The sequence below is a fragment of the Streptomyces gobitricini genome (assembly GCF_039532985.1).
Classification (GTDB): Bacteria; Actinomycetota; Actinomycetes; order Streptomycetales; family Streptomycetaceae; genus Streptomyces; species Streptomyces gobitricini.
Genome location: NZ_BAAASR010000032.1, coordinates 37280 through 62351 on the forward strand (window position 1 = coordinate 37280; position 25072 = coordinate 62351).

Consider the following 25072-nt stretch of genomic DNA (forward strand, 5'->3'; position numbering starts at 1 on the left):
GGTCACACGCGCGGTGGCCGGGCCTCGTACGGGGTGGACAGGACGACCGTCGTACGGGTGGAGACGCCGGACTGCGAACGGATCCGGGTGAGCAGGTGCTCCAGCTCCAGGGGGGTCGCCACGCGCACCTTGAGGATGTAGTTCTCGTCGCCGGCGACACTGTGGCAGGCCTCGATCTCGGGGATGTCGGCGAGCCGCTCCGCGATGTCGTCGGGGGCGCTGGGGTCGAACGGTTTCACCGAGATGAACGCGGTCAGCGGCAGGCCGACCGCCTCGGGGTCGACGACGGCGGCATAGCCGCGGATGACTCCGCGCTGCTCGAGGCGCCGGACGCGCTGATGCACCGCCGAGGTGGACAGGCCGGTGGCCTTGCCCAGGTCGGTGTAGCTCATGCGCCCGTCCTTGACGAGCAACTCGACGATCTGACGATCCAGCTCCTCCATGCGGTCAACCTATTGCCCCAGGTGCTTCGCGGCACAGCCGGAGGTGTCGTGGGAGGGCGCCTGCGGGTCACATGTGACGAAGGCCACAGGTTGGAGCCGTGTCCTTTCGTGACCGGATGGTTATTCGCGCGGGTGAATGGGAATTGCTTGCTGTGGTCGAGGCCGCAAGAGCCTGGTCGGCCCACCCGAGGGGGAGATTCTCCATGCAGGAGTCTGTTGATTCGGTCGTGTCCCACGAGGACGACGAACTCGACGCGTATGACACGTTCGAAATGGTCAGGGTGATCTGCCCGGACTGCTCGCAGCCCATCGCCCTGCTGGCGGACGAGGACGTGCTGCCGGAGCACGCCCTGTGCCCGACGCCGTGGAACCCGTTCGTACTGACGGTGTGCACCGGTACGGGGCGGGCGGCGTCGGACGCGCGTCCCGCCGACGAGTCACTGGAGCTCCAGGAGCAGGACACCGCCCTGCTGCTGACCCTCCCCCAGGGACTCGACTGGCGCACGCAGCCCTTCTCGCACGTGGGCGGCCCCGGCTCGCGCCCCATGAAGGTCTCCCAGCCGGCGCAGCGCCAGATGCCGCAGATGCGACACGCGGCCTGAACCGGCCCCGGCTGCTCCGCCTGATCCTTCACGTTCCCGCACCATCGCCCTGAGCGCGGCGCGGCGTGGTGCGGGATCCGGCAGTCCGGCACACCCACCCGGCACACGTACGTGACGTGACGGTGGGTTCCCCGGCGCCGGTCCGCCGGCGAGCCCGCGCCGGCGGGACCGTGCCGCGCCGCCGCGGCCAGGAGTGGACCAGGCTCACGGCAGCACCGGCATGGGCGCTCCCCGCAGGGATCAGCGGCTCTCGGGGCCCACGACGTGACGGGCGACGACCATCCGCTGGATCTGGTTGGTGCCCTCGACGATCTGCAGCACCTTCGCCTCGCGCATGTAACGCTCGACCGGGAAGTCGGCGGTGTAGCCGTAGCCGCCCAGCACCTGGACCGCGTCTGTGGTGACCTTCATCGCCGCATCCGTGCAGAACAGCTTGGCCATGGCCGCCTCCCGCGAGAAGGGCAGACCGGCGTCGCGCAGTCGCGCGGCGGCCAGGTACAGCGCCCGCCCCGCCTCGATCCGGGTGGCCATGTCCGCCAGCATGAAGCGCAGCCCCTGGAAGTCGGCGATGGGACGGCCGAACTGCTGCCGCCCGGTGGCGTAGGTGACCGCCTCGTCAAGAGCGGCCTGGGCGACACCGATGGCGCAGGCGGCGATCCCGAGGCGGCCGGAGTCCAGTGCCGAGAGGGCGATGGCGAAGCCCTGCCCCTCCTCCCCGATGCGGCGGGCGTCGGGGACACGTACACCGTCGAAGTGCAGCTGGGCGGTGGGCGAGCCCTTCATGCCCATCTTCTTCTCGGGCGTGGCGGCCGAGAGGCCCTCGGCGTCACCGGGGACCAGGAAGGCGGTGATGCCCCGCGGGCCTTCGACGCCCGTGCGGGCCAGCACCGTGTAGAAGTCGGCGACGCCGCCGTGGGTGATCCACGCCTTGGTGCCGGTGATGACCCAGCCGGCGCCCTCGCGGACCGCCTTCGTGCGCAGCGAGGCCGCGTCGGAACCGGACGAGGGCTCCGACAGGCAGTACGCCCCGAGGAGTCCGCCGCCCAGCATGGCCGGCAGGTGTTCGGTCTGCTGCTCCTTGGTGCCGTAGCCGGCCAGGGCGTGGCAGGCGAGGGAGTGGACGCTGACGCCGAGGCCGACGGTGAGGCGGGCGGCGGCGAGCTCCTCGAGCACCTGGAGGTAGACCTCGTAGGGCTGGTCGCCACCGCCGAAACCGGAGTCGTACGGCAGGCCGAGCAGCCCGGACTCGGACAGCAGGGCGAAGACCTCACGGGGGAAGTGCCCGGCGTCCTCCTCCTCCGCCGCCCGCGGAGCGATCTCCCGCTGGACGATGTCACGGACCAGGGCGATCAGATCCCTGGCCTCTTCGGTGGGCAGCTGTCGTTCCACCGGCTGCGGGGCGCGGTCGGGCATGGGGGCGCTCTCCTCCCTGTCGGGCGCTGCGGCGGGCGCGCGCGAAGGGTTGGGCGGCGCCGCCGGGTCTCACTGCTTCGCCGATGCTGCCTTCCCGGATCACGGAACCGGCTGACCAGCGGCTGTGGCGGGTTGAGTATGCCCGATCGAGGGAGTTCCGTCACTGGGGTGCTGTTGATCGTTCCCGCGCCCTTGGCACTCCGGCAACGTCGGTACGCGCCATTGGCGGTAATGGTCCGGCCCTCTTACGGTCCCGGGCGGCACCATGCCGCGTCCATGGGAGGCACCGGCCGCTCTCCCGCCCGTACGAGGAAGCCCGCACGCCCGTACGGCTCCCCCGCCGCCATCGCCGGGAGGACGGCCCACAGGTACCGGCAGGGCGCGGCGGCACGTTCTGGCCGAAGCTCGGCGGCGACACAGCGAACGGAGAACCGAGCCGGGCGATCAGGCAGCCGCACGCCGGCGGGCTCGTGTCACAGCAGGCCGACCTGGGTGACGAGCATGGCGAAGACGATGACGAGCACCCAGCCCAGGGCGTACTCCAGGAGCTGGGGGCCGTCGTCCTTCGGCCCTCCGGTACGTACGCGGGGAGCGGCGACGGCGGCGGCGTTCGTGGTCATGGGTTCTCGCTCTTTCGACCGGCGGGGGGTGTCCCCCACAGTGCCAGCGCGGACGGCCTCCGGGGTAGAGACGTTCATCACGGTCCCGGCGGCCGCCCGCACCCGGGCGCCGGTGCTCAGCGGACGCCGACCGCCGCCAGTGCCCGGCGCTGCGCACTGGTGGGGTGGGCCGGCCAGTACAGGTAGCAGACGCCGCCTGTGCCCGAGACCACCTTCCCGGTGGAGTTGTAGCGCTTCGTCCGCAGCCAGATGTTCTCCCACTCACGGCGCCGGTAGACCCGGCGGACGGCCTCGTTGCTCGGGGACGCCGGGTCGTTGGCGATCACGTCGCCCTCGGCGGTGAAGCCGATCACGGTCATCAGGTGGCCCGCCGTGCCGTAGCCCGCCCCCGTCAGCTCCTCCGCGCGGAACGACTGCGACGTTATGGCCGGGATCCCCGCCCCGATCAGGGTCTCCAGCTCGGTCAGCGACCGCAGCCGGGTGACGACCGCGCTCATGTCGTCGTACGTGGCGGCGTAGGCGGCGTTGAAGGGCCAGTTGCCGCAGCCGTCGTACTGGTAGTCGAAGGTGAACCGGGCCGCGTGGCAGACCTGCGGGTCGGCGTAGTCCGGGTTCACCCAGGACAGTTCCTCGGCGGTCGGCCGGCGGCCCCAGTACTCGATGATCATCTGTGAGGAGGTGGGGCTGCACCACGCCTCGCCACCGTTGTCGTACTCGGGGTACTGGCCGATGTGGGTGTTCTGCGAGTAGCGCGGGACCACCAGCTCGCGGGCGAGGCCCGGCTCGGAGGCGGGCACGGTGAAGCGGTCCGGGACGTCCGAGGCCATGGCGCCGACCCGCCACACGGTCGGCGTGAGCCCGGTGCCGGGCTTGCGGTGGAGCGTGAGCCGCAGCCGGTACGACGCCAGGCGCAGCCCGCTCGCGGCGTCGTCGATCGCCAAGGTGTCGGTCCAGACGGTGCTCCTGCCGTCCTTCTGGTCGTCGACCGAGGTGCGCCGGATGTCACCGTCGCCGGCCGCCCAGCGCCCCATGACGTACCAGGGGGACTCGGAGCCGTCCGTGTAACGGCCCTTCAGCTCGACCGCGATCCACGTGCCGGGCGGGGTGTCGGCGTTCCACGAGGGGATGACCTCGGTGGCGGGCACGGTCGAGCGGTGCTCGGGCGACGTCCAGGTCGCGTACTCCCAGGTGGTGGCCGCGCCGGTGTGCGGATCGGTGTAGTCGGTGCGCCCGGCGGGGGTGCCGATCACCAGCGCGGGGCGGCGGGAGAGGACGGGGCGGGTGCCGACGCAGGCGCCGGAGCGCCAGTCGGTGTACGACGTCCAGAAACGGTTGTCGACGGGGCCGGCCGACGCCCGCGGGTCCCGGCCGGAGCCGGGGCCGGTGGCGCCGGCGGTGCCGGTGGTGCCGGTGGTCAGGGCGGTGGCGGGCGTCGAGGTGGCCGCGGCGGTGCCGACGGCGGCGAGCGCGGCCGCCAGTACGGTTCTGCGAGCGGCGGACGACGCTCCGGACGGCGGGGAACTGGTCATGGCGAGACCCCCGGTCGGTCGGGATGCACGACAGTGCACGACGTGGGTACGGCAGGTGCGCCCACTATCCCGGTTCGGGCGGCGGCTCGGCCAGCGATCCGGCGCGCGTCGCCCCACCAATATTGGTCTCCACCTGTGGCTTTGTAGGGTGGTCGGCATGGACGACCTCGACCGGCCCGCCGCCGCCCTGCGCGCGTTGCCGCCCTCCTGCGGCCCCGTCCGGCTGGTCGCGGTCGACGGTCACGCCGGTTCGGGCAAGTCGACGTTCGCGGGGCGGCTGGCGGCGGCGCTGGGCGGCGCCCCGGTGCTCCACCTCGACGACATCGCCACGCACGAGGAACTGTTCGCGTGGACGGAACGCCTCCGGGTCCAGGTACTCGAACCACTGACCCGGGGCGAGGCCGCCCGGATTCACCCGTACGACTGGAATCTGCGGCGCTTCGGTCCCCCGAGGCCGCTCCCTCCCGCCCCGGTCGTGCTCATCGAGGGCGTGGGTGCCGGCCGCCGTGCTCTGCGGCCCCATCTGGCCCGGCTGCTGTGGATGGAGCGGACCGCCGAGGAGGCGTGGGACCGGGGCCGCCACCGGGACGGACCGGCTCAGTACGCCTTCTGGGCCGGATGGACGGCGGCGGAGACACGCCACTTCGCGGCGGACCCCTCCCGGCCCTTCGCCGATGTGCTGGTACGCGAGAGCGCGGAGGGGTACGAGTGGCTGCCCGGACCTGCTGTGACAGCAGGCCCGGACCAGATCGTCACGGAGAGTGGCCGACTTTCGCCCCCCTCCGGTCCACCGTACTGAGCAGTCGGAAATCGGCCTGGAGAGTGCCCCAACTTCGCTTGACCGCCGGGGCTTACAGGTCTTACGTTTCCCATGTGCGGCTTTTCGGAGCCGCCGCAGACGCGAAGCCCCCGGTTGTTCCCCCGTGATCGGGGGCTTCGTTCTGCCCCCACGTTCCCTTTTCAGCGCCGTCCGGGCACCCGACACTCACTGTCGGTCACCATCCCCAGCGGGCTCGCGCCGCTCTTCCGCGCCCTTAAGCGAACACCCTCCGTACAGGTACGATGCCCCTCGGTGCGGTCAATTCCCGTCCGGGAGAGGGCGCTTGGGAACGCTGCCGCCGGGCGGCCGCCCGGTGGAGAGGCACGGGGGCACGGTTTGTGGGGGACCCGATGGACATCGGCACACAGCGGACGCACGCCCCGGCCGACCTCGCCTGGCTGCGCGGGGTGGACGCCTACACCGTGGGGGCGTACCCGCAGGCGGAGGAGGAGTTCCGGGCGGCGGTGCGGATGGATCCCGGTATGGCCGACGGCTGGCTCGGGCTGCACGCCCTGCGCGTCGACACGACCACCGCTCTGCTGCGGATGTACCGCGACCGGGACCGCTTCGGCGAGCAGCGCACCCGCTACCGCCGCACGCTGAACTCCTGGTACTGGCTGGGCTGGTGGGTCCAGCCCGTGCTGGAGTCCCCGCGCGACCTGTTGCTCGCGCACGCCTCGCACTGGCTGGACGGCCGCCATGTGCCGGAGCTCGACCGGGCGCTGGCCGGTCTGCCGCCCGTCGACACCGACCCGCAGGTGCGTTTCCTGCACGCCTGCCGGGCGTACCTGGTCAAGGACTGGGAGCAGCTCGTACGCCACACCGAACCGCTGGTGAACGACCCGCTGCTCGGCATCGAGGCCGGGCTGTTCGGCGGCATGGCACGGGTCCGCCTCGAGATGTACGGGCAGGCCGAGCCCCTGCTCTCCGCCGCCCTGATGCGCTGCCGCAGCGAGCAGCCGCAGCGCAAGGAGCTGCGCTACTGGCTGGCCCGCGCCCACGAGGGCACCGGCCGCAGCGCCGCCGCCCTCCCCCTGTACCGGGCCGTGCACCGGATCGACCCAGCCTTCATGGACACCGCCGCCCGGCTCGCCGCGATCACCGAGTACGACGGGCTGGACGGTTCCGACGACCCGGCGGCCGACCTGGCGACCGTCTCGCTCGCCGGGCTGGGCCAGGACGCCGTGGACCTCCCCGACGCCTCGGACGTCCCGCCCGGCGACGTACTCCGCCGCGGCGGCGACCCGCAGCCACCGGCCCAGCCCGCCGGCCAGCCACCGGCCCAGTCCACCGGCCAGCCGCCGGGCCGGCCCCCTGCCCAGCCGCCGGCTCCCTCCCACAGCGCACGGGAGCAGGCACCCGCCCCCCGCCGGCCACGGCCTCCGGCGTTCCCCGCGAGCCCCACCGACCCGGCGCTGCTGGCCGAGGCGCTCGACGAGCTGGAGCGCATGGTGGGGCTGGAGCCGGTCAAACGGCAGGTCAAGGCGCTCTCGGCGCAGTTGGAGATGGCGCGGCTACGGGCCGAGCAGGGCCTTCCGGTACAGCCGCCGAAACGTCACTTTGTCTTCTCCGGCCCCTCCGGGACCGGGAAGACCACGGTCGCCAGGATCCTCGGCCGGGTCTTCTACGCCCTCGGGCTGCTCGGTGGCGACCACCTGGTGGAGGCCCAACGCTCCGACCTGGTGGGGGAGTTCCTCGGCCAGACCGCCGTCAAGGCCAACGAGCTGATCGACTCGGCCCTCGGCGGGGTGCTCTTCGTCGACGAGGCGTACTCCCTGTCCAACTCCGGATACAGCAAGGGCGACGCGTACGGCGACGAGGCGCTCCAGGTGCTGCTCAAACGCGCCGAGGACAACCGCGACCATCTGGTGGTCATCCTCGCCGGTTACCCCGAGGGCATGGACCGGCTGCTCGCCACCAACCCCGGCCTGTCGTCCCGCTTCACCACACGGGTGGACTTCCCCTCGTACCGGCCGCCCGAACTCACCGCGATCGGCGAGGTGCTGGCCGGGGCGAACGACGACGCCTGGGACGACGAGGCCCTCGACGAGCTGCGCTCGATCAGCGGGCATGTCGTCGAGCAGGGCTGGATCGACGAGCTGGGCAACGGCCGGTTCCTGCGCACCCTGTACGAGAAGTCGTGCGCGTACCGGGACCTGCGGCTGTCCGGCTACGCCGCGACGCCCACCCGCGAGGATCTCGCCACGCTCCGCCTGCCGGACCTGATGCAGGCGTACGGCGAGGTCCTCTCGGGCCGCGGTCCCACGAACCGCGCGCCCCGGGACACCAGTGGGCCCGGCTCCCCGGGCCCGACGGGCTACTGACCGGGCCCGACCACCGGACCACGGCCGAGCACCCGGCCCCCGCGCCGCCGGACCGGAGGCCGGGGGCGGGCGCCGGGGGCCGGGGCCAAGGACGGTCCGGCGGCCGCGACCACCGGGGCGCCCGGCCGCCGGAGCCGGCGGACCCGACCAGTGGCGGGCCTGCGGTCAGGCCGTCAGGACTCCCTGCGCCGGCTCCGGGCCCACGACCGTCCCGGACGCTGGACCGGCGCGACCGGCGGGCCCACGGCCCGGCCCACGGCCCGGCTCGGGGGCCGGTTCGGCGGCCGCGACCACCGGTACGGCCGGCGTGCCGGGGACGACGGCCGGCACCAGCGGCGTCGCCGACCGGTGCGCCGGGTCGCGGACCTCGCCGACCAGCATCTCCAGCACGTCCTCCAGCGCCACCAGGCCCAGGATTCGGCCCGACGCGTCGGCGACCTGGGCCAGGTGCGTCGCGGCGCGGCGCATCACGGTGAGGGCGTCGTCGAGCGGCAGCTCCGTGCGCAGCGTGGCCATCGGACGCCACACGTGCTGCGGGACGGCCCGGTCGGCGTCCTCCAGGTCCAGCACGTCCTTGACGTGCACGAAGCCCATGAAGGCCCCTCCGCCCTCCGCGCACACCGGGAACCGGGAGTACCCCGTGCGGACGGTGAGTTCCTCGACCTCGGCCGGGGTGACCGACGGGGCGACCGTCACCAGGGACGTACGGGGGATGAGGACGTCCGACACCGGGCGGCTGCCCAGTTCCAGGGCGTCCTCCAGGCGTTCCTGCTCCGCGGGGCCGAGCAGCCCGGCCTGGCCCGCGTCCTCGACGAGCCGGCCGAGCTGGACGCTGGTGAACACCGCCTCCACCTCGTCCTTCGGCTCGACGCGGAACGCCTTGAGCACCAGCCGGGAGCAGGCGCCGAGCGCCGCGGTCACGGGACGGCACAGCCGGGCGAAGCCGACCAGGCCGGGGCTGAGCCACAGCGCCGTCCTCTCGGGCGCCGCCATGGCGAGGTTCTTCGGGAGCATCTCGCCGATGACGAGGTGCAGGAAGACCACCACGGCGAGCGCGATGACGTAGCCCAGCGGATGGATCAGGCCCTCCGGCAGGCGCACGGCGTGGAAGACCGGCTCCAGGAGGTGCGCCACGGTCGGTTCGGCGACCGCGCCGAGAGTCAGCGAGCAGACGGTGATGCCGAACTGCGCGGCGGCCATCATCCGCGGCAGGTTCTCCAGGCCGTACAGGACCTGCCGGGCCCGCTTGGAGCCGGGGCCGAGCGGCTCGATCTGGCTGCGGCGTACGGAGACGAGGGCGAACTCGGCGCCCACGAAGAAGCCGTTCGCGAGCACCAGCAGGCCCGCGAAGAGAAGCTGGAGGACGCTCACCGTGCGGCCTCCGCGAACTCCGGGACGGCCGCGTCGGCGGTGCGGATCAGCCGGACGCGCTCGGCGCGGTACCGGTCCACCTGACGCACGGAGAGGCGCCAGCCGGGCAGTTCGGCCCGGTCGCCGGGGGCGGGGATGCGGCCGAGCAGGTCGGCGACGAGCCCGGCGACGGTCTCGTACGGCCCGTCGGGGACGTCCAGGCCTATCCGCTTCAGGGTGTGGACGCGGCAGCTGCCGTCGGCCTCCCAGGCCGGGTGGCCGTCCTCGGCGGGAACGGCGGCGAGTTCGGGCAGGTCGTCGCCCTGGGCGTCGTGCTCGTCGCGGACCTCGCCGACGAGTTCCTCGACGATGTCCTCCAGGGTGACGACCCCGGCCGTGCCGCCGTACTCGTCCACGACGACGGCTATCGGCTGCTCGCTGCGCAGCCGCTCCAGCAGTGCCTGGGCGGGCAGCGTCTCGGGGACGAGCAGCGGCGGGACGGCGACCCGGCCCACCGGGGTCCGCGGCCGCTCCCGCGCGGGCACGGCGAGCGCGTCCTTCAGGTGGGCCATGCCGACGATCTCGTCGATGCGCTCCCGATACACCGGGAACCGGGAAAGGCCGGTGGCCCGGGTCAGGTTGACGACGTCCGCCGCGGTGGCGTCGGTCCGCAGCGCGTTGACCTTCACCCGTGGCGTCATCACGTGCTGCGCGGTGAGACCGCCCAGCGACAGGGTCCGGACGAAGAGGTCGGCCGTGTCCTGCTCGAGGGCGCCGGCCCGCGCCGAGTGCCGGGCGAGCGAGACCAGCTCGCCGGGCGTACGGGCGGAGGCGAGCTCCTCGGTGGGCTCGACGCCCAGCAGCCGCACGAGCCGGTTGGCGGCGGCGTTGAGGGCGGTGATGACCGGCCTGAAGGCGGACGAGAACAGGGTCTGCGGCGTGGCCACGAACCGTGCCACCTGCAGGGGCCGGGAGACGGCCCAGTTCTTCGGGACCAGCTCGCCGATCACCATCTGGACGGCGGACGCGCCCAGCATGCCGATCGCCACCGCGACGCCGGGTACGACCCTTTCGGGCAGCCCGGTCGCGGTCAGCGGCCCGTCGAGGAGGCGCGCGAGTGCCGGTTCGGCGAGCATGCCGACGACGAGCGAGGTGATGGTGATGCCCAGCTGGGTGCCGGACAGCTGGAACGACAGCTCCCGCAGGGCCTTGACGACGGTACGGGCCCGCCGGTCGCCCTCGGCGGCGGCGCGTTCGGCGTCCGCCCGCTCCACGGTGACGAGGCCGAACTCGGCCGCCACGAAGAAGCCGTTGGCGAGGATCAGGAGGAAAGCCGCGGCGAGCAGCAGGAGGGGGGTGGTCATACCGCCGCCTCCTCGGAGGGGGCGGCGCGGGTACTACCGGACGATCCGTCCATTGCTGGAGGGAATCACTCCTCGGGTCGCAGGGGCCCCGCCGGGCCGGTGGTGCGTGGTACGGCCGTGTACGCGAGGCGGTGGCGCGCTCGGCGCCACCGCCACAAGAGTAAACACGCCTGCCCCGGGTGGGGCAGAGGGTCGGCGCCCATACGGGCGACACGCCGGGCCGGGACGGCCGCCGTCAGCCGGTGTCGGTGCCGGTGCCGCGCGTCTCCGCGAGCGCGCGCAGGGCACGCGCGTCACGGATGGCCTGCTGCTTGCCGATGCCGGGCTGGATGCCGAGCGCGGGCATGCTCGTGCCGTCGCTGAGGTCGAGGAAGACCCAGGGGTCACCCTCGCGGAGGTTCACCTGGAGGATCTCCGCCCAGGCCAGCCGGCGTGTCCGGGTGAGGTTGACGACGGTGACGCCCTCCTGGTCGGCGACGACCTTGGGGCGGCTGAGGAGCGCCAGGACACCGAAGAAGAGCGCCGCCGTGAAGATGAAGCTGGCGCGCTCCCCCGCGCCGAGCTTCTCCAGCATGAGGGCGACGGCCGTGATGGTCACGAACATCACCGTGCCCACCGTCAGCAGGACGGCCCTGGTCCGGGTCGGCCGGAAGGTGACCGGGAGGGAGGGGGCGTGGGGGTCGGACATGTGGCGTACCGGTTCTGGCTCGGGCCCCGGCCTCGGGTGCGGGCGGGGGGCGGGGTGGGCGTCAGAGGCGGCAGGCGTGGATCTCGGTCGTCAGGATCGCGCGTGCGCCCAGGGCGTACAGGTCGTCCATGATCCGCTGCGCTTCCCTGGCGGGGACCATGGCGCGGACGGCGACCCAGCCCTCGTTGTGCAGCGGCGAGACCGTCGGGGACTCCAGGCCGGGGGTGAGGGCGACGGCCTGCTCCAGGTGCTCGGCGCGGCAGTCGTAGTCCATCATCACGTACGAGCGGGCCACGAGGACGCCCTGGAGGCGGCGGAGGAACCGCTGCACCTTCGGGTCGTCGGTGGGGGCGCCGGTACGGCGGATGACGACGGCCTCGGATTTGAGGATCGGCTCGCCGATGACCTCCAGGCCCGCGTTCCGCAGCGAGGTGCCGGTCTCCACGACGTCGGCGATGATCTGCGCGACACCCAGCTCGATCGCGGTCTCGACGGCCCCGTCGAGGTGGACGACGGAGGCGTCGATGCCCTGGTCGGCGAGGTGCTTGGCGACGATGCCCTCGTAGGAGGTGGCGATCGTCATGCCGCCGAAGTCGGCCGGGCCGCTCGCGGTGCCGGGCCTGGTGGCGTACCGGAAGGTGGAGCGGGCGAAGCCGAGCTGAAGGATCTCCTCGGCGTTGGCGCCGGAGTCCAGGAGCAGGTCGCGGCCGGTGATGCCGATGTCGAGCTTGCCGGAGCTGACGTAGATGGCGATGTCGCGGGGGCGGAGGTAGAAGAACTCGACCTCGTTCCCCGGGTCGACCATCACCAGCTCCTTGGACTCCTTGCGCTGCTGGTAGCCGGCCTCATGGAGCATCGCCGACGCAGGTCCGGACAGTGAACCCTTGTTGGGGACGGCGATGCGCAGCATGAGGTGGGCTTCCTAACTGTGAAAAGGAGGTTCTGGGGGAACGGGGGTGGGCTCAGAGGTGGGCGTAGACGTCGTCGAGCGAGATCCCGCGGGCGACCATCATCACCTGGACGTGGTACAGCAGCTGCGAGATCTCCTCGGCGGCGGCTTCCTTGCCCTCGTACTCGGCGGCCATCCAGACCTCGGCGGCCTCCTCGACGACCTTCTTGCCGATGGCGTGGACGCCCTTGTCCACCAGCTCGGCGGTGCGGGAGGTGGCGGGGTCGCCGGTCTTGGCCTTGAGCTCCAGCTCGGCGAAGAGCTCTTCGAAGGTTTTGTTCGCCATGATGGTCCTAAGAGTACGGGGTGGGGCGTGCCCACTCAGCGCCAGGGTTCGCTGACCGTGCGCAGTGTGGTCGCGGTGGCGACGGCGGCGGTGACCGCCTCGTGGCCCTTGTCCTCGCTCGAGCCCTCCAGGCCGGCCCGGTCCAGGGCCTGCTCCTCGGTGTCGCAGGTCAGTACCCCGAAGCCGACGGGGACGCCCGTGTCGACGGAGACCTGGACGAGGCCCTGGGTGACGCCCTGGCACACGTACTCGAAGTGGGGGGTGCCGCCCCGGATGACGACGCCGAGCGCGACGATCGCGTCGTAGCCGCGGCCGGCGAGGACCTTGGCGACGACCGGGAGTTCGAAGCTGCCGGGGACCCGCAGCAGGGTCGGCTCGTCGATGCCGAGCTCGTGCAGGGCGCGCAGGGCGCCGTCGACGAGGCCGTCCATGATCTTGTCGTGCCACTGCGCCGCGATCACGGCGACCCGGAGGTCGCCGCAGTTCTTCACGCTCAGTTCGGGTGCGCCCTTGCCGCTCACGTGCGTACTCTCCTCGGTGCTGTTCGTTCGCTCGTTCGTACTGGTTGTTGCGTGCCTACTGGTTGTTGCAGGGCGACGCGCCGGCGGCGGCGTCGAGCCACGGCAGGTCGTGGCCCATCCGGTCGCGCTTGGTGCGCAGATACCGGAGGTTGTGCTCGCCCGCCTGGACGGGCATGGGCTCGCGGTCGTTGACCGTCAGTCCGTACCGGACCAGGGCGGCGACCTTGTCGGGGTTGTTGGTCATCAGCCGCAGGCTGCGTACGCCGAGGTCGGCGAGCATCTGGGCGCCGGCGGCGTAGTCGCGGGCGTCGGCGGGCAGGCCGAGTTCCAGGTTGGCGTCGAGGGTGTCGTGGCCGCGCTCCTGCAGTTCGTAGGCGCGCAGCTTGCTCAGCAGGCCGATGCCGCGTCCCTCGTGGCCGCGCAGGTAGACGACGACGCCGCGGCCGGCCGCGGCGACGCGTTCCATGGAGGCCTGGAGCTGGGGGCCGCAGTCGCAGCGCAGCGAGTGGAAGATGTCGCCGGTCAGGCACTCGGAGTGGACCCGTACGAGGACGTCCTCGCCGTCGCCGATGTCGCCGTGGACGAGCGCGATGTGCTCGACGCCGTCGACGGTGGAGCGGTAACCGTAGGCGGTGTACTCGCCGTGCGCGGTCGGCAGCCGCACCTCGGCCTCGCGGCGGACGGTCGGCTCGTTGCCGCGGCGGTAGGCGATGAGGTCCTCGATCGAGATGATCGTCAGGCCGTGCTTGCGGGCGAAGGGGACCAGCTCGGGCAGGCGCAGCATGACGCCGTCCTCACCGGCGATCTCGACGATCGCGCCGGCCGGGCGGAGCCCGGCGAGCCTCGCGAGGTCGACGGCGGCCTCGGTGTGGCCGTTGCGGGCGAGGACGCCGCCGGGCTGGGCGCGCAGCGGGAAGACGTGGCCGGGGCGGACGAAGTCGGCCGGGGCCGCCACGCCGCTCGCGAGGAGCTGGAGGGTGGTGGCGCGGTCGGCGGCGGAGATGCCGGTGGTCACGCCGTGGACGGGGGCGGCGTCGACGGAGACGGTGAAGGCCGTCTTCATGGACTCGGTGTTGTCGCCGACCATCTGCGGGAGCTGGAGGCGGTCCAGCTCGTCGCCCTCCATGGGGGCGCAGATCAGGCCGCGGCACTCGCTCATCATGAAGGCGACGATCTCGGGCGTGGCCATCTCGGCGGCGATGACGAGGTCGCCCTCGTTCTCGCGGTCCTCGTCGTCGACGACCACGACGGGGCGGCCGGCGGCGATGTCGCGGATGGCCTGCTCGACGGGGTCGAGTGCGAGGTCCGTGGCGTCCCAGAGGGGGAGGCTGGTCATGCGGGTGCTCCTTCCAGGGGGGACTCGCTCGCGCGGGAGCGCAGCCACCAGTCGCGCAGGCCCCACAGGACGAGCGCACCGTAGATGACGTAGACGAAGCCGGAGAACGCGTAGCCGTTGGCGAAGTTGAGCGGCACGCCCACGAGGTCGACGAGCAGCCAGGCGAACCAGAACTCGACCATGCCCCGGGCTTGGGCGTACATGGCGACCAGCGTGCCGACGAAGATGTACGCGTCGGGCCACGGGTCCCAGGACAGCGACGGGTAGGCGGTGAACAGCCCGCCGACGGCGAGGGTGCCGAGGAGCGCGCCGCCCGCCATGAGGCCGCGCTCCCGCCAGGTGGCGAAGCGCACGGCGATCGAGCCGTCGCCCGCCCGCCGGCTGCCGCGGTTCCACTGCCACCAGCCCCAGGCGGCGACCGCCATGACCACGACCTGCTTGCCGGCGCTGCCGGTGAGGTGGCCGGCGAAGGCGGCGAAGAGGATGACGCCGGAGAGGAACTGGGCGGGCCAGGTGAGGATGGAGCGCCGCCAGCCGAGGGCGAGGGCGATGAGGCCGATGGTGTTGCCGATCATGTCGGACCACTTGATCGGCTGGTCGAAGGCGGTGAAGGCCACCGTGTTGAGCCAGTTCACCGGGCGTCACCCGCGGCCCTGGCGCCGACGAGCCGCTCGACGTACTTGGCGATGACGTCGACCTCGAGGTTGACCGGGTCGCCGGGCTCCTTGATGCCGAGCGTGGTCAGGGCGAGGGTGGTCGGGATGAGGCTGATGGTGAAGTGGTCGGCGGCGGCGTCGACCACGGTGAGGCTCACGCCGTCCACCGTGATGGAGCCCTTCTCGACGACGTACCGGCGCAGGGGCGCCGGGAGGGAGATCTTGACGATCTCCCAGTTCTCGGAGGGCGTGCGGGCGAGGATGGTGCCGGTGCCGTCGACGTGTCCCTGGACGATGTGCCCGCCGAGGCGGTCGCCGACCGCCATGGGGCGCTCCAGGTTGACCCGGGAGCCGGTGGTGAGGGCGCCGAGGCTGGAGCGGTTGAGCGTCTCGGCCATCACGTCGGCGGTGAACTCGCCGTCGGCGGTTTCCACGACGGTGAGGCAGACGCCGTTGACGGCGATCGAGTCGCCGTGCTTGGCGTCCTCGGTGACGAGGGGGCCGCGCAGGCGGAAGCGGGAGGAGTCGCCGAGGTTCTCGACGGCGGTGACCTCGCCCAGCTCTTCGACGATTCCGGTGAACACGCTCAGCGCTCCTTGGGTGCGGGGGTGGGTGCGGGGGCGGGTGCCACGGTGGCGGTGATGCGGAGGTCGGGGCCGATGCGCACGGTCTCGGTGACGTCGAGCCGCAGCGCTTCGGTGATGGTGGTGATTCCGGCGTCGGCGAGGGCGGCGGGGCCCGCGCCGAGGAGGACCGGGGCGAGGTAGCCGACGACCTTGTCGACGGCTCCCGCGGCGACGAAGGAGCCGGCCAGGGCCGGGCCGCCTTCGAGGAGTACGGAGCGGACACCGCGCTCGTGCAGGGCGGCCAGCAGGGCGGGGACGGACAGCCCCCTGCCCGCCCTCGGCAGCCGCACCACGTCCGGCAGGTCCGTCTCGGCGTCCTCGGCGACCGCGATCAGGGTCGGCGCGGCGTCGTCCAGGACGCGGGCGCCGGGCCGGACCGCGGTGGCCCCGGTGTCGACCACCACGCGCAGCGGCTGGACGGCACCCTCGATCCCGCGTACGGCGAGGTGGGGGTCGTCCGCGCGGGCGGTGCCGGAGCCGACGATCACCGCGTCGGCCTCGGCGCGCAGCCGGTGGACGTCGGCGCGGGACTCGGGCGAGCTGATCCAGCGGCTGGTGCCGTCCCGGGCGGCGACGCGGCCGTCGAGCGTGGCGGCGTACTTCCACAGGACGTGCGGGCGGCCGAGGCGTACGGAGGTGAGCCAGGCGGCGTTGCCGGCCTCGGCCTCGGCCCGCAGCAGCCCGGCGACGACCTCGACGCCGGCCGCGCGCAGGGTGCCGGCGCCGCCGGTGGCCCGCGGGTCCGGGTCGCCGACCGCGTACACGACCCGGGCGATGCCGGCCTCGACGAGGGCCTGCGCGCAGGGACCGGTGCGGCCGGTGTGGTTGCAGGGTTCGAGGGTGACGTACGCGGTGCCGCCGCGGGCGAGGACGCCGGCCCGGCGCAGGGCGTGGACCTCGGCGTGCGGGCCGCCGGCGCGCTCGTGCCATCCGGCACCGACCTCGTGCCCGGAGGCGTCGTGGATGACGCATCCGACGACCGGGTTGGGGCTGGTGGAGCCGAGTCCGCGGGCGGCGAGCGCGACGGCTCGGCGCATGGCGGCGACGTCGGCCGCGTCCGCCGTGCCGGTCGGGTCCACTGCGGTGGCCACCGGGTCCTCCTGCCTCTTCGGGCGCGGACTCCGGGGCCTGTCATTGGTGACAGGGAGCGGGAACGACACCACCGCACGAGGGGACGCGAGGCCGGGCCACACGGGTCGCCGGACGTCGGCGACCAGCGGGCGTACGGCCGGTCGCCCCGTGGAAGGGGTCACCCGCCGCGCACTGCCTCCCATCCGGACTTTCACCGTCGGTCCAGGAATTTCACCTGGTCAACCGGCCACTGGATGCGGCCGGGTCGCGGACTGTAACCGCCGGTTCGGAATTACACCGACCCCGGAGTGCGCTGCTGCTGATACAGGGCCAGTGTGCCACGCCGGGTCGTCACCCATGCGGGCGAAGACTGTGTCCTGCCTCACATGATCACCGGATCCCGCAAAGTGGTCCAGACCTATTGACCGCTTGGTCTAGTCCTTTTAATGTCTGCGTCACCTCCACGGAGACGGCCCGCCGGGTGTGCGCACACCAGGGCTGAACACGACCCACCCCCTTGTCAGTTGTGTGCCCCTCAGCCTCCCCAGGAGGATCCGACCGTGCTGTCCCCCACACGCAGACGAGCCACCCTGCTCGCGTCCGGCGCCGCCGCCGCCGGTCTGCTGCTCGGTTCGCTCTCCGGTGGCGTCTCCCACGCCGCCACCGACCACGAGTCCTGTCGCCCCGACGGCCTGTACAAGACCTCCGGCGTCGCCGTCCCCTACTGCTCGGTGTACGACACCGAGGGACGCGAGAAGATGGGAGCCGACCACCAGCGCCGCGTCATCGGCTACTTCACCGGCTGGCGCACCGGCAAGGACGGGACACCGGCCTACCTCGCCTCGGACATCCCGTGGGACAAGGTCACCCACATCAACTACGCCTTCGGCCACATCGGCTCCGGCAACAAGCTGTCGGTCGGCGGCGACGGCCCGGACAACGCCGCGACCGGCATGACGTGGCCGGGTGTCGCGGGCGCCGAGATGGACCCCGCGTACGGCTACAAGGGCCACTTCAACCTGCTGAACAAGTTCAAGAAGCAGCACCCGGACGTCAAGACGCTGATCTCGGTGGGCGGCTGGGCCGAGACGGGCGGGTACTTCGACGACAGCGGCAAGCGTGTCAACAACGGTGGCTTCTACTCGATGGCCACCAACGCCGACGGCTCGGTCAACCAGGCGGGGATCGACACCTTCTCCGACTCGGCGGTCGCCTTCATCAAGAAGTACGGGTTCAACGGCGTCGACATCGACTACGAGTACCCGACCTCCATGAAGGACGCGGGCAACCCCCTCGACTACTCCGTCTCCAACGCCCGCCGCGCGGGGCTCGTCAAGGGCTACGCGGTGCTGATGAAGACCCTGCGCGAGAAGCTGGACCGGGCGGGCGCGGCCGACGGCAAGCACTACCTGCTGACCGTCGCGGCCCCCTCCTCCGGCTACCTGCTGCGCGGCATGGAGACGTTCCAGGTCCAGAAGTACCTGGACTACGTCAACATCATGTCCTACGACCTGCACGGCGCCTGGAACGAGTACGCCGGACCGAACGCCTCGCTCTTCGACGACGGCAAGGACGCGGAGCTGGCGGCGGCGAACGTCTACGGCAGCCAGCAGTACGGCGGCATCGGCTACCTCAACACCGACTGGGCGTACCACTACTTCCGCGGCTCCATGCCGGCCGGCCGCATCAACATCGGCCTGCCGTACTACACGCGTGGTCACAAGAACGTGCAGGGCGGCACGGACGGGCTGTGGGGCAAGGCGGCCGCGACCACCTGCCCGGCCGGCTCCGGCCTGACCAAGTGCGGTGACGGCGCGGTGGGCATCGACAACCTGTGGCACGACAAGGACGACAACGGCAAGGAGTCGCAGGCCGGCTCCAACCCGATGTGGCACGCCAAGAACCTGGAGAAGGGCGTCCTCGGCGACTACCTGCCGAAGTACGGCTTCGGCGCGGACACCCGGCTGACCGGAACGTACGCCCGCAAGTACGACTCCACGCTGGTCGCGCCGTGGCTGTGGAACGCGGAGAAGAAGGTCTTCCTGTCGACCGAGGACGAGCAGTCGGTGGCCCGCAAGGCCGACTACGTGGTCGACAAGGGCATCGGCGGCACGATGGTCTGGGAGCTGGCCGGTGACTACGGCTGGAACGCGGCCAAGGGGCAGTACGAGCCCGGCTCCACGCTCACCTCGCTGATGTACGACAAGTTCAGGGCGGCCGCGCCGTACGGCGCGAAGGTCTCGAACAAGGCGCTGCCCACCAAGGCGGTGAACATCGGGGTCGAGTTCGGCGAGTTCAAGCTCGGCGACTCCAACTATCCGATCACCCCCAAGGTGAAGATCACCAACAACACGAGGGCCACGCTGCCGGGCGGCACGGAGTTCCAGTTCGACTACTCCACGGCCGCCCCGGGCAACGCCTCGGACCAGTCCGGCTTCGGGACCAAGGTGATCAGCAGCGACCACACCGGCAGCAACGTGGGCGGGCTGAAGGGTGACTTCCACCGCGTCTCGCTGAAGCTGCCCGCGTGGCAGACGCTGGCGCCGGGCGCGTCGGTGGAGCTGTCGTTCAACTACTACCTGCCGGTGTCCACCCCGTGGAACTGGACGGTGAACATCGCCGGCACGACGTACGCGCTCGCCGGCGACCTGGCGCGGGGCACGACGGTGGTGGAGCCGGGCACGAACCCGTCCCCGTCGCCCGACCCGACGAACCCGACGCCCACTCCCACGCCGACGCCCGGCGCGTGCACCACGCCCGCGTGGAGCGCGGCCGCCGAGTACGGCTCCGGCTCCACGGTGTCCCACGCGTCCCGCACCTGGAAGGCGAAGTGGTGGACCAAGGGCGAGGAGCCCGGCACCACCGGCCAATGGGGTGTCTGGCAGGACCTCGGCGCCTGCTGACCCGGTGACGGGACGGGGCCCGGCGGTGGAGATACGGCCCTTGCCACCGCCGGGCCCTCCGGCGTGACCGGCGACCGGCGGGACGCCCCGTTCCGCCGGCCGTCGCGCGTCGGCTCCCGGCGGCTCCCGGCGGCTCCCGGCGGCAGCCGACGGCGCCGACGAGGACACGCGGGCCCACGCGGGCCCGCTGGGCGGGGCCTACCGGGCCGCCGGGGCGAACAGCTGGTCCTGGGCCGCGTCGCGGACCGTCAGCAGGGCGCCCCGCAGGACCGCCGCGCCGCCCAGGGCGCTCGCCCGCACCTCGGTGCGGAGCGGGGACAGGGCGGCCAGCCGTGTCTCGACGCGGGCCGCCAGCTCGGCGCCGCCCGCGTGGCCGATCTCGCCGCCCAGTACCACGCAGCCCGGGTCGAGCACCGCGCTGACGGCGGCCGCCCCGAGGGCCACACGGCCGGCGAGGGCGTCCAGGAAGTCCTCCGCCCGGTCCTCCAGGGCCAGGCGCACGGCCACCGCCCCCGCCGCCTCCCCGCCCCGGCCGTCGCCGGTCTCGATGCCGTACCCCGCCGCCAGTGAGCGGATCGCCGACGAGCCGGCCAGCGCGTGGAACCCGCCGGCGCAGTCGGTCGCCGACGGCAGGCCGCCCGTTCCCGGCACGGGCAGGAACCCGATCTCGCCGGCGCCGCCGGACGCGCCGCGCCGCAGCCGGCCGTCCAGCAGGACGGCCGCGCCGACGCCGTGGCCGAGCCACAGCAGGACGAACGTGTCCCGGTCGTGCCCGGCGCCCTCGCGCTGCTCCGCCACGGCGGCGAGGTTCGTCTCGTTCTCGACGAGGACCGTCGCCGGCAACCGTTCCTGCAGCACGGCGACGAGCCGCCGGTGCCAGGCGGGGAGGCCCGTCGAGTCGCGCAGTTCACCGGTGGCCGGGTCGATCAGGCCGGGCGCCCCGATCCCGACGGTGTGCAGCCGCCGCGCGCCCGCCTCGGCCACGGTCCGCTCCAGCAGAGTCACCGCGCGCTCCACTGCGGGCCCGTCGCTGTGCCCCTCCATGGGCAGGGACGCCTCGGCGAGCGTGCCGCCCAGCAGATCCGTGACGACCACGGAGAGGCTGGTGGTGCGGACGTCGAGCGCGGCCAGGTGTGCGCGGTCGGCGACGATCCCGTACAGCCGGGCGTTGGGGCCGCGCCGTTCGGCGCCCGCCTCCCCCACCACCTGGACGAGCCCGGAGTCCTGGAGCCGCTCGACGAGGTCGGCGACGGTGGGCCGGGACAGTCCGGTCAGGGTCTTGAGCTGACCTGCCGTCAACGGGCCTTGGTCCTGGAGGAGTCGCAGGGCGAGCCGGTCGTTGATGGCCCGTGCGGTGCTGGGCGATGCGGGCATGGCGGGATCCTCCCAGACTCGTCCTGCACCTTACTATCAGGCAGGGTTCCTGATAATTTACCGCCACCGAGAGGAACCGACCGGGGAGGGCCCGTGGCACAGGACATGGTCTTCGGCAGGGAGCGACTGAGGCGGGCCCGGTTCGCCGTGGCCGCCGTGTTCTGCGTGCACGGCGCCGTGACCGGCAGCTTCGCCACCCGCATCCCCTGGATCCAGGACCACGCCGGGGTCGGCGCGGGCCAGCTCGGTCTCGCACTCGCCTTCCCCGCGCTCGGCGCGTCGGCGGCGATGCCGCTGGCGAGTGCGATCAGCCACCGTTTCGGCGCCCGGGCCGCGCTGCGCGGGCTGCTCGCGCTGTGGACGCTGTCTCTGGTCCTGCCCGCCCTTGCCCCCGGTGTCTACACGCTGTGCGGTGCGCTCTTCGTCTTCGGGGCCACCGCCGGCATGTCGGACGTGGCCATGAACGCGCTGGGCGTCGAGGTCGAGAACAGGCTCGACAAGTCGATCATGTCCAGCCTGCACGGCATGTGGAGCGTCGGAGCCCTGATCGGCTCGGCCACCGGCACGCTCGCCGCGCACCTGGGCACCGACGCCCGGCTGCATCACGTGGCCGCCGCGCTCGTACTCACCGTGCTGGGCACGCTCTTCTGCCGGGGCGTACTGGACCTGCGCAGCGCACCGGACGAGGAGCCGCCGCCCCGCTTCACGCTGCCGCCCAAGTCCGCCCTGGTGATCGGCGCGATCGGTTTCTGCGGGGTGTTCGCGGAGGGCGCCAGCCTGGACTGGTCGGCCGTCTACCTGCGTGACGAGCTGGGTACGTCGGCGGGCCTGGCGGCCGCCTCGACCACCGCGTTCGCCCTCACCATGGCGGTGGCCCGGCTGATGGGCGACAGGATCGTGGACCGGTTCGGCGCGGTGCGGACGGTACGGACCGGAGGCGTCGCGGCGACGGCGGGCGGCGTCCTGGTGGTGGTCGCGCCGCACCCGGCGGCCGCGCTGGCGGGGTTCGGGCTCCTCGGGCTGGGCGTCGCCGTGGTCGTACCGCTGGCCTTCGCGGCGGCCGGGCGCAGCGGGCCCAACCCGAGCCAGGCCATCGCGGGCGTCGCCACGATCACGTACACCTCCGGCCTCATCGCCCCGTCGGCGATCGGTGGCGTGGCCGACGTGACGTCGCTCACCGTGTCGTTCGGGCTGGTCACCCTCCTCGCCTTCGGCCTGGTCCTGGGCGCGGGCGTGCTGCGTACGGGCGACCGCACGGCCCGCGGGGCCACGGGTGCGGTGACGACGGCCGGGAAGACCCCCCGCTGAGCGTCCCGGTCCCTCCCCGGCGCGGGCGGTCGGCCGCCCGGCGACGGTCGCCCGGGTGCGGTCGGGGCGGCCGGGTGCGGTCGGGGCGCCCGGGTGCGGTCGGGGCGCCCGGGTGCGGTCGGGGCGGCCGGCGGCGTGGTGCGGCCGGGGGCGGCCGCACTGGTGTCGGATTACCATGGCGCCTGGTCTTTTTCGGCCGCTCCCGGCCGGGACCCGGCCGCGCGGCCTCCCGGAACCGGCGAAGTGGAGCCACCACCATGAACCTCGGCGTGCGCTGGACACTGCACGGCGACGGACGGACACCCGCTCCCGGAGCCGTCGTCCGTCCCGACGAGCGGCTGTCCTGGCCCCGTACGGCCGGGCTGGGGGCCCAGCACGTCGTGGCCATGTTCGGTGCCTCGTTCGTGGCGCCGGTCCTCATGGGGCTCGATCCCAACCTGGCGATCATGATGTCCGGTGTCGCCACGGTGATCTTCCTGCTCGCCACGCGCGGCAGGGTGCCCAGCTACCTGGGCTGCTCGCTCTCCTTCGTGGGCGTGGCGGCGGCCATCCGGGCGTCCGGCGGTGACAGCGCCACCGTCACCGGTGCGGTCCTCGTGGTCGGCGCGGTGCTGTTCCTGGCGGGTCTGGCGGTGCGGCGGTTCGGCGCGCGGATCATCCATGTGACGATGCCGCCGATCGTGACCGGCGCCGTCGTCATGCTGATCGGATTCAACCTGGCGCCGGTGACGGCGTCGACGTACTGGCCGCAGGACCAGTGGACGGCGCTGCTGGTGATGCTGTTCACCGGCCTCGCCGTCGTCTGCCTGCGCGGCTTCTGGTCACGCGTGGCGATCTTCCTTGGGCTCGTCTTCGGGTATGTCCTCTCCTGGGTGCTCGACCTCGCCTTCGGCAGGATCCACTCCCCGCTCGGCGGCGCGGAGGCCGTCGACCACTGGCGCCTGGACCTGTCCGGGGTGGCCAGGGCCGACTGGATCGGGCTGCCGTCGTTCCACGCCCCGGCCTTCGAGTGGTCCGCGATCCTCGTCGCCCTGCCCGTCGTCATCGCGCTGGTCGCGGAGAACGCCGGGCACGTCAAGGCCGTCGGCGAGATGACCGGCGACCCGCTCGACGACCAGCTCGGCACCGCCATCGCCGCCGACGGCGCCGCCTCGATCCTGTCCACCGCCGTGGGCGGTCCCCCGAACACCACCTACTCCGAGAACATCGGCGTCATGGCCGCGACCCGTGTCTACTCGACGGCCGCCTACTGGGCCGCCGCCGGCTTCGCGCTCCTCTTCGGCCTGTGCCCCAAGTTCGGCGCGGTCGTCGCGGCCATCCCCGGCGGCGTGCTCGGCGGCATCACCGTGATCCTGTACGGCATGATCGGCCTGCTGGGCGCGCAGATCTGGATCAACGCCAAGGTCGACCTGCGCAACCCCCTCAACCTCGTCCCGGCCGCCGCGGGCATCATCATCGGTGTCGGCGGGGTGAGCCTGAAGATCACGGACAACTTCGAGCTGGGCGGCATCGCCCTCGGCACGATCGTGGTCATCACCGGCTACCACGTCCTGCGTGCCTTCGCCCCGGCGCACCTCAAGGCGCAGGAGCCCCTCCTGGACTCCGGCACCAGCTCGTACGAAGGGGACCGGGGCGACGACGCTCAGCCGGTCGCCAAGGCGTAGGCGTAGTCGGCGGAGAACTCCCCCGCCGAGGCCGAGCAGCCGTCCGACTCGCCCGGCAGCTTGATCCACAGGTAGGCGTCGATCCGGGCCTCGCCGGTCCGGGTCGTCGGCGTCCTGCCGAGCGCCCGGCCCGCCGGGTCGCACCACTCGCCGGGCGCGGGGGCGCCGTTGCCGTTGCGGCTGGTGTCGATGACGGCGCCGAGGTGGGGCGGGCCGCCCAGCCCGGCGAGCACACGCCGGGCGTAGGAGGCTTCGGCGGCGGTGGTGTGGAAGTTGGACACATTGGTGAAGACGCCGTCGCCGCTGGTCACGGCGCCCGCCTCGCGCAGGGCGCCGGCCATCTTCGCGGCCGAGTGCCATCCGGAGTGACCCGCGTCGAAGTACACCTTGGCCCGCGGGTTGGCCGCTCTGAGCACCTTGCCCGCCCGCGCGAGCGAGGCGTACCGGGCGGCCCGCGCCCCGTCCGAGAGGCAGTCGGCGAGGGCGATCGAGTCGGGCTCCAGGACGACGATGACCGGTCCGCCGCCGAGCCCGTCGGCGAAGTTCCGTATCCACCCGTCGTAGGCGGCCAGGTCGGGAGCCCCGCCCCGTGAGGCGCCCCCGCAGTCGCGGTCGGGGATGGCGTACGGCACGAGGACGGGCACCCGCCCGGCGGCGGCCGCGGCGGAGGTCACCGCGCGGACCCGGCCGGTGATGGCACCCGGGTCGTACTGGGCGAACCAGACCGCGGCCGGCCGGTCGGCGATCCGGGACTCGATGACCGCCCGGCGCGGGTCGCCGGGGTTGGCCCGCACCCAGTCGAGCACCTGGGACCGCGGGTGGCGGTAGAGGGATGCCGACACCGTCCGCGGGGCCTGTGCCCCGGGGGCCTCGCTCTTCTTCACCGACGGCTTCGGGGCCGGCGGGGCGGACGGCTTCGCCGACGTGCCCGGGGGCGACGGGGACGACGACGGCGACGACGACGGCGGGGCCGAGGCCGAGGCGGTGGCCGTGGGACTGGGGCGCGCGGGCGGTGACGGCACGTACGGCGCGCTGCCGGACACCTCGGGCCGTGGCCCGGCCGTGTCGTTCCCGCCGCCGGTCGCGGCCAGCAGCCCGCTGACCGTGCCGACGGCGACGACCACCGACGCGGCGGTCGCCATGGCGTGGCGACGCGCCGCGCGCCGCCGTTCGGCCTGCCGGCCGCGCTCCGTCCGGCGCTGTGCGCGCACGCCTGACACCGTGG

At 73.0% G+C, this 25072-nt stretch carries 22 protein-coding genes and 1 riboswitch; of the genes, 6 read left to right on the forward strand and 16 right to left on the reverse strand.

Features of this window, described 5'->3' with window-relative positions:
• Positions 1 to 2: 2 nt before the first annotated feature.
• Entirely contained in the window at positions 3 to 443 is a 441-nt protein-coding gene (locus ABD347_RS25910; RefSeq protein WP_071268090.1) for an Lrp/AsnC family transcriptional regulator, read from the reverse strand.
• Positions 444 to 646: 203 nt separating this feature from the next.
• Here ABD347_RS25910 and ABD347_RS25915 point away from each other — a divergent pair, with 203 nt between their 5' ends.
• Positions 647 to 1045 carry a hypothetical protein gene (locus tag ABD347_RS25915; RefSeq protein ID WP_344365644.1) on the forward strand — a complete coding sequence of 133 codons (399 nt, stop codon included), beginning with the start codon at positions 647 to 649 and terminating at the stop codon, positions 1043 to 1045.
• 240 nt (positions 1046 to 1285) lie between these two features.
• Here the strand turns inward: ABD347_RS25915 and ABD347_RS25920 are convergent, their stop codons facing one another.
• From ABD347_RS25920 to ABD347_RS25930, 3 genes are all read right to left on the reverse strand, one after another.
• Entirely contained in the window at positions 1286 to 2458 is a 1173-nt protein-coding gene (locus ABD347_RS25920; RefSeq protein WP_344365646.1) for an acyl-CoA dehydrogenase family protein, read from the reverse strand.
• A 473-nt stretch (positions 2459 to 2931) separates the two neighbouring features.
• Entirely contained in the window at positions 2932 to 3078 is a 147-nt protein-coding gene (locus ABD347_RS25925; RefSeq protein WP_344365649.1) for an SCO1431 family membrane protein, read from the reverse strand.
• Between the two features lie 116 nt (positions 3079 to 3194).
• Complete coding sequence (locus ABD347_RS25930; protein WP_344365651.1) at positions 3195 to 4607, reverse strand: peptidase C39 family protein; 1413 nt, start codon at positions 4605 to 4607, stop codon at positions 3195 to 3197.
• 157 nt (positions 4608 to 4764) lie between these two features.
• Here ABD347_RS25930 and ABD347_RS25935 point away from each other — a divergent pair, with 157 nt between their 5' ends.
• Together ABD347_RS25935 and ABD347_RS25940 are read left to right on the forward strand one after the other, a co-directional pair.
• Positions 4765 to 5406 carry a uridine kinase family protein gene (locus ABD347_RS25935; protein ID WP_344365654.1) on the forward strand — a complete coding sequence of 214 codons (642 nt, stop codon included), beginning with the start codon at positions 4765 to 4767 and terminating at the stop codon, positions 5404 to 5406.
• Positions 5407 to 5777: 371 nt separating this feature from the next.
• Positions 5778 to 7751 carry an AAA family ATPase gene (locus ABD347_RS25940; RefSeq protein ID WP_344365656.1) on the forward strand — a complete coding sequence of 658 codons (1974 nt, stop codon included), beginning with the start codon at positions 5778 to 5780 and terminating at the stop codon, positions 7749 to 7751.
• Positions 7752 to 7916: 165 nt separating this feature from the next.
• On the opposite strand, the gene ABD347_RS25945 is transcribed toward ABD347_RS25940, so the two are convergent.
• The 10 genes from ABD347_RS25945 to ribD form a co-directional block, all read right to left on the reverse strand.
• Positions 7917 to 9122, reverse strand: coding sequence for a hemolysin family protein (locus tag ABD347_RS25945; RefSeq protein ID WP_344365659.1), 1206 nt, complete (start codon positions 9120 to 9122; stop codon positions 7917 to 7919).
• The gene (locus ABD347_RS25950; protein WP_344365662.1) at positions 9119 to 10465 is read right to left on the reverse strand and encodes a hemolysin family protein; all 1347 of its coding nucleotides are present in this window, start codon (positions 10463 to 10465) and stop codon (positions 9119 to 9121) included. Before ABD347_RS25950 ends, ABD347_RS25945 begins: the two co-directional genes overlap by 4 nt.
• Before the next feature lie 235 nt (positions 10466 to 10700).
• A complete protein-coding gene (locus tag ABD347_RS25955; RefSeq protein WP_344365665.1) occupies positions 10701 to 11153 on the reverse strand; it encodes a PH domain-containing protein in 453 nt (150 codons plus the stop codon).
• A 61-nt stretch (positions 11154 to 11214) separates the two neighbouring features.
• Complete coding sequence (gene hisG / locus ABD347_RS25960; RefSeq protein ID WP_344365666.1) at positions 11215 to 12063, reverse strand: ATP phosphoribosyltransferase; 849 nt, start codon at positions 12061 to 12063, stop codon at positions 11215 to 11217.
• Positions 12064 to 12115: 52 nt separating this feature from the next.
• Positions 12116 to 12388, reverse strand: coding sequence for a phosphoribosyl-ATP diphosphatase (locus ABD347_RS25965; RefSeq protein WP_031078175.1), 273 nt, complete (start codon positions 12386 to 12388; stop codon positions 12116 to 12118).
• A gap of 35 nt (positions 12389 to 12423) precedes the next feature.
• Complete coding sequence (ribH, locus tag ABD347_RS25970; protein ID WP_344365669.1) at positions 12424 to 12909, reverse strand: 6,7-dimethyl-8-ribityllumazine synthase; 486 nt, start codon at positions 12907 to 12909, stop codon at positions 12424 to 12426.
• 55 nt (positions 12910 to 12964) lie between these two features.
• A complete protein-coding gene (locus ABD347_RS25975; protein WP_344365671.1) occupies positions 12965 to 14245 on the reverse strand; it encodes a bifunctional 3,4-dihydroxy-2-butanone-4-phosphate synthase/GTP cyclohydrolase II in 1281 nt (426 codons plus the stop codon).
• Positions 14242 to 14880: a nicotinamide mononucleotide transporter family protein gene (locus ABD347_RS25980; protein ID WP_344365673.1), complete on the reverse strand. Its 639-nt coding sequence runs from the start codon at positions 14878 to 14880 to the stop codon at positions 14242 to 14244. The genes ABD347_RS25975 and ABD347_RS25980 overlap by 4 nt, the downstream gene beginning before the upstream one ends.
• The gene (locus ABD347_RS25985; RefSeq protein WP_344365676.1) at positions 14877 to 15485 is read right to left on the reverse strand and encodes a riboflavin synthase; all 609 of its coding nucleotides are present in this window, start codon (positions 15483 to 15485) and stop codon (positions 14877 to 14879) included. The genes ABD347_RS25980 and ABD347_RS25985 overlap by 4 nt, the downstream gene beginning before the upstream one ends.
• Before the next feature lie 2 nt (positions 15486 to 15487).
• Complete coding sequence (gene ribD / locus ABD347_RS25990) at positions 15488 to 16564, reverse strand: bifunctional diaminohydroxyphosphoribosylaminopyrimidine deaminase/5-amino-6-(5-phosphoribosylamino)uracil reductase RibD (protein ID WP_344365727.1); 1077 nt, start codon at positions 16562 to 16564, stop codon at positions 15488 to 15490.
• A 219-nt stretch (positions 16565 to 16783) separates the two neighbouring features.
• Positions 16784 to 16914, reverse strand: a riboswitch (FMN riboswitch).
• A gap of 244 nt (positions 16915 to 17158) precedes the next feature.
• Here ribD and ABD347_RS25995 point away from each other — a divergent pair.
• Positions 17159 to 19501: a chitinase C-terminal domain-containing protein gene (locus ABD347_RS25995; protein ID WP_344365679.1), complete on the forward strand. Its 2343-nt coding sequence runs from the start codon at positions 17159 to 17161 to the stop codon at positions 19499 to 19501.
• Between the two features lie 198 nt (positions 19502 to 19699).
• Here the strand turns inward: ABD347_RS25995 and ABD347_RS26000 are convergent, their stop codons facing one another.
• Positions 19700 to 20875: an ROK family transcriptional regulator gene (locus tag ABD347_RS26000; protein WP_344365680.1), complete on the reverse strand. Its 1176-nt coding sequence runs from the start codon at positions 20873 to 20875 to the stop codon at positions 19700 to 19702.
• 105 nt (positions 20876 to 20980) lie between these two features.
• Here ABD347_RS26000 and ABD347_RS26005 point away from each other — a divergent pair, with 105 nt between their 5' ends.
• Both ABD347_RS26005 and ABD347_RS26010 read left to right on the forward strand, forming a co-directional pair.
• Positions 20981 to 22183 carry an MFS transporter gene (locus ABD347_RS26005; RefSeq protein WP_344365729.1) on the forward strand — a complete coding sequence of 401 codons (1203 nt, stop codon included), beginning with the start codon at positions 20981 to 20983 and terminating at the stop codon, positions 22181 to 22183.
• A 257-nt stretch (positions 22184 to 22440) separates the two neighbouring features.
• Positions 22441 to 23847: a uracil-xanthine permease family protein gene (locus ABD347_RS26010; protein ID WP_344365683.1), complete on the forward strand. Its 1407-nt coding sequence runs from the start codon at positions 22441 to 22443 to the stop codon at positions 23845 to 23847.
• On the opposite strand, the gene ABD347_RS26015 is transcribed toward ABD347_RS26010, so the two are convergent.
• Complete coding sequence (locus ABD347_RS26015; RefSeq protein WP_425575768.1) at positions 23826 to 25067, reverse strand: glycoside hydrolase family 6 protein; 1242 nt, start codon at positions 25065 to 25067, stop codon at positions 23826 to 23828. The genes ABD347_RS26010 and ABD347_RS26015 overlap by 22 nt on opposite strands.
• Positions 25068 to 25072 lie beyond the last annotated feature (5 nt).

Excerpts from the sequence above, each read along its gene's own strand:
- ABD347_RS25910 (WP_071268090.1), bottom strand. The coding sequence starts at position 443 with ATGGAGGAGCTGGATCGTCAGATCGTCGAGTTGCTCGTCAAGGACGGG.
- ABD347_RS25915 (WP_344365644.1), top strand. The coding sequence starts at position 647 with ATGCAGGAGTCTGTTGATTCGGTCGTGTCCCACGAGGACGACGAACTC.
- ABD347_RS25920 (WP_344365646.1), bottom strand. The coding sequence starts at position 2,458 with ATGCCCGACCGCGCCCCGCAGCCGGTGGAACGACAGCTGCCCACCGAA.
- ABD347_RS25925 (WP_344365649.1), bottom strand. The coding sequence starts at position 3,078 with ATGACCACGAACGCCGCCGCCGTCGCCGCTCCCCGCGTACGTACCGGA.
- ABD347_RS25930 (WP_344365651.1), bottom strand. The coding sequence starts at position 4,607 with ATGACCAGTTCCCCGCCGTCCGGAGCGTCGTCCGCCGCTCGCAGAACC.
- ABD347_RS25935 (WP_344365654.1), top strand. The coding sequence starts at position 4,765 with ATGGACGACCTCGACCGGCCCGCCGCCGCCCTGCGCGCGTTGCCGCCC.
- ABD347_RS25940 (WP_344365656.1), top strand. The coding sequence starts at position 5,778 with ATGGACATCGGCACACAGCGGACGCACGCCCCGGCCGACCTCGCCTGG.
- ABD347_RS25950 (WP_344365662.1), bottom strand. The coding sequence starts at position 10,465 with ATGACCACCCCCCTCCTGCTGCTCGCCGCGGCTTTCCTCCTGATCCTC.
- ABD347_RS25955 (WP_344365665.1), bottom strand. The coding sequence starts at position 11,153 with ATGTCCGACCCCCACGCCCCCTCCCTCCCGGTCACCTTCCGGCCGACC.
- hisG (WP_344365666.1), bottom strand. The coding sequence starts at position 12,063 with ATGCTGCGCATCGCCGTCCCCAACAAGGGTTCACTGTCCGGACCTGCG.
- ABD347_RS25965 (WP_031078175.1), bottom strand. The coding sequence starts at position 12,388 with ATGGCGAACAAAACCTTCGAAGAGCTCTTCGCCGAGCTGGAGCTCAAG.
- ABD347_RS25975 (WP_344365671.1), bottom strand. The coding sequence starts at position 14,245 with ATGACCAGCCTCCCCCTCTGGGACGCCACGGACCTCGCACTCGACCCC.
- ribD (WP_344365727.1), bottom strand. The coding sequence starts at position 16,564 with ATGCGCCGAGCCGTCGCGCTCGCCGCCCGCGGACTCGGCTCCACCAGC.
- ABD347_RS26000 (WP_344365680.1), bottom strand. The coding sequence starts at position 20,875 with ATGCCCGCATCGCCCAGCACCGCACGGGCCATCAACGACCGGCTCGCC.
- ABD347_RS26005 (WP_344365729.1), top strand. The coding sequence starts at position 20,981 with ATGGTCTTCGGCAGGGAGCGACTGAGGCGGGCCCGGTTCGCCGTGGCC.
- ABD347_RS26010 (WP_344365683.1), top strand. The coding sequence starts at position 22,441 with ATGAACCTCGGCGTGCGCTGGACACTGCACGGCGACGGACGGACACCC.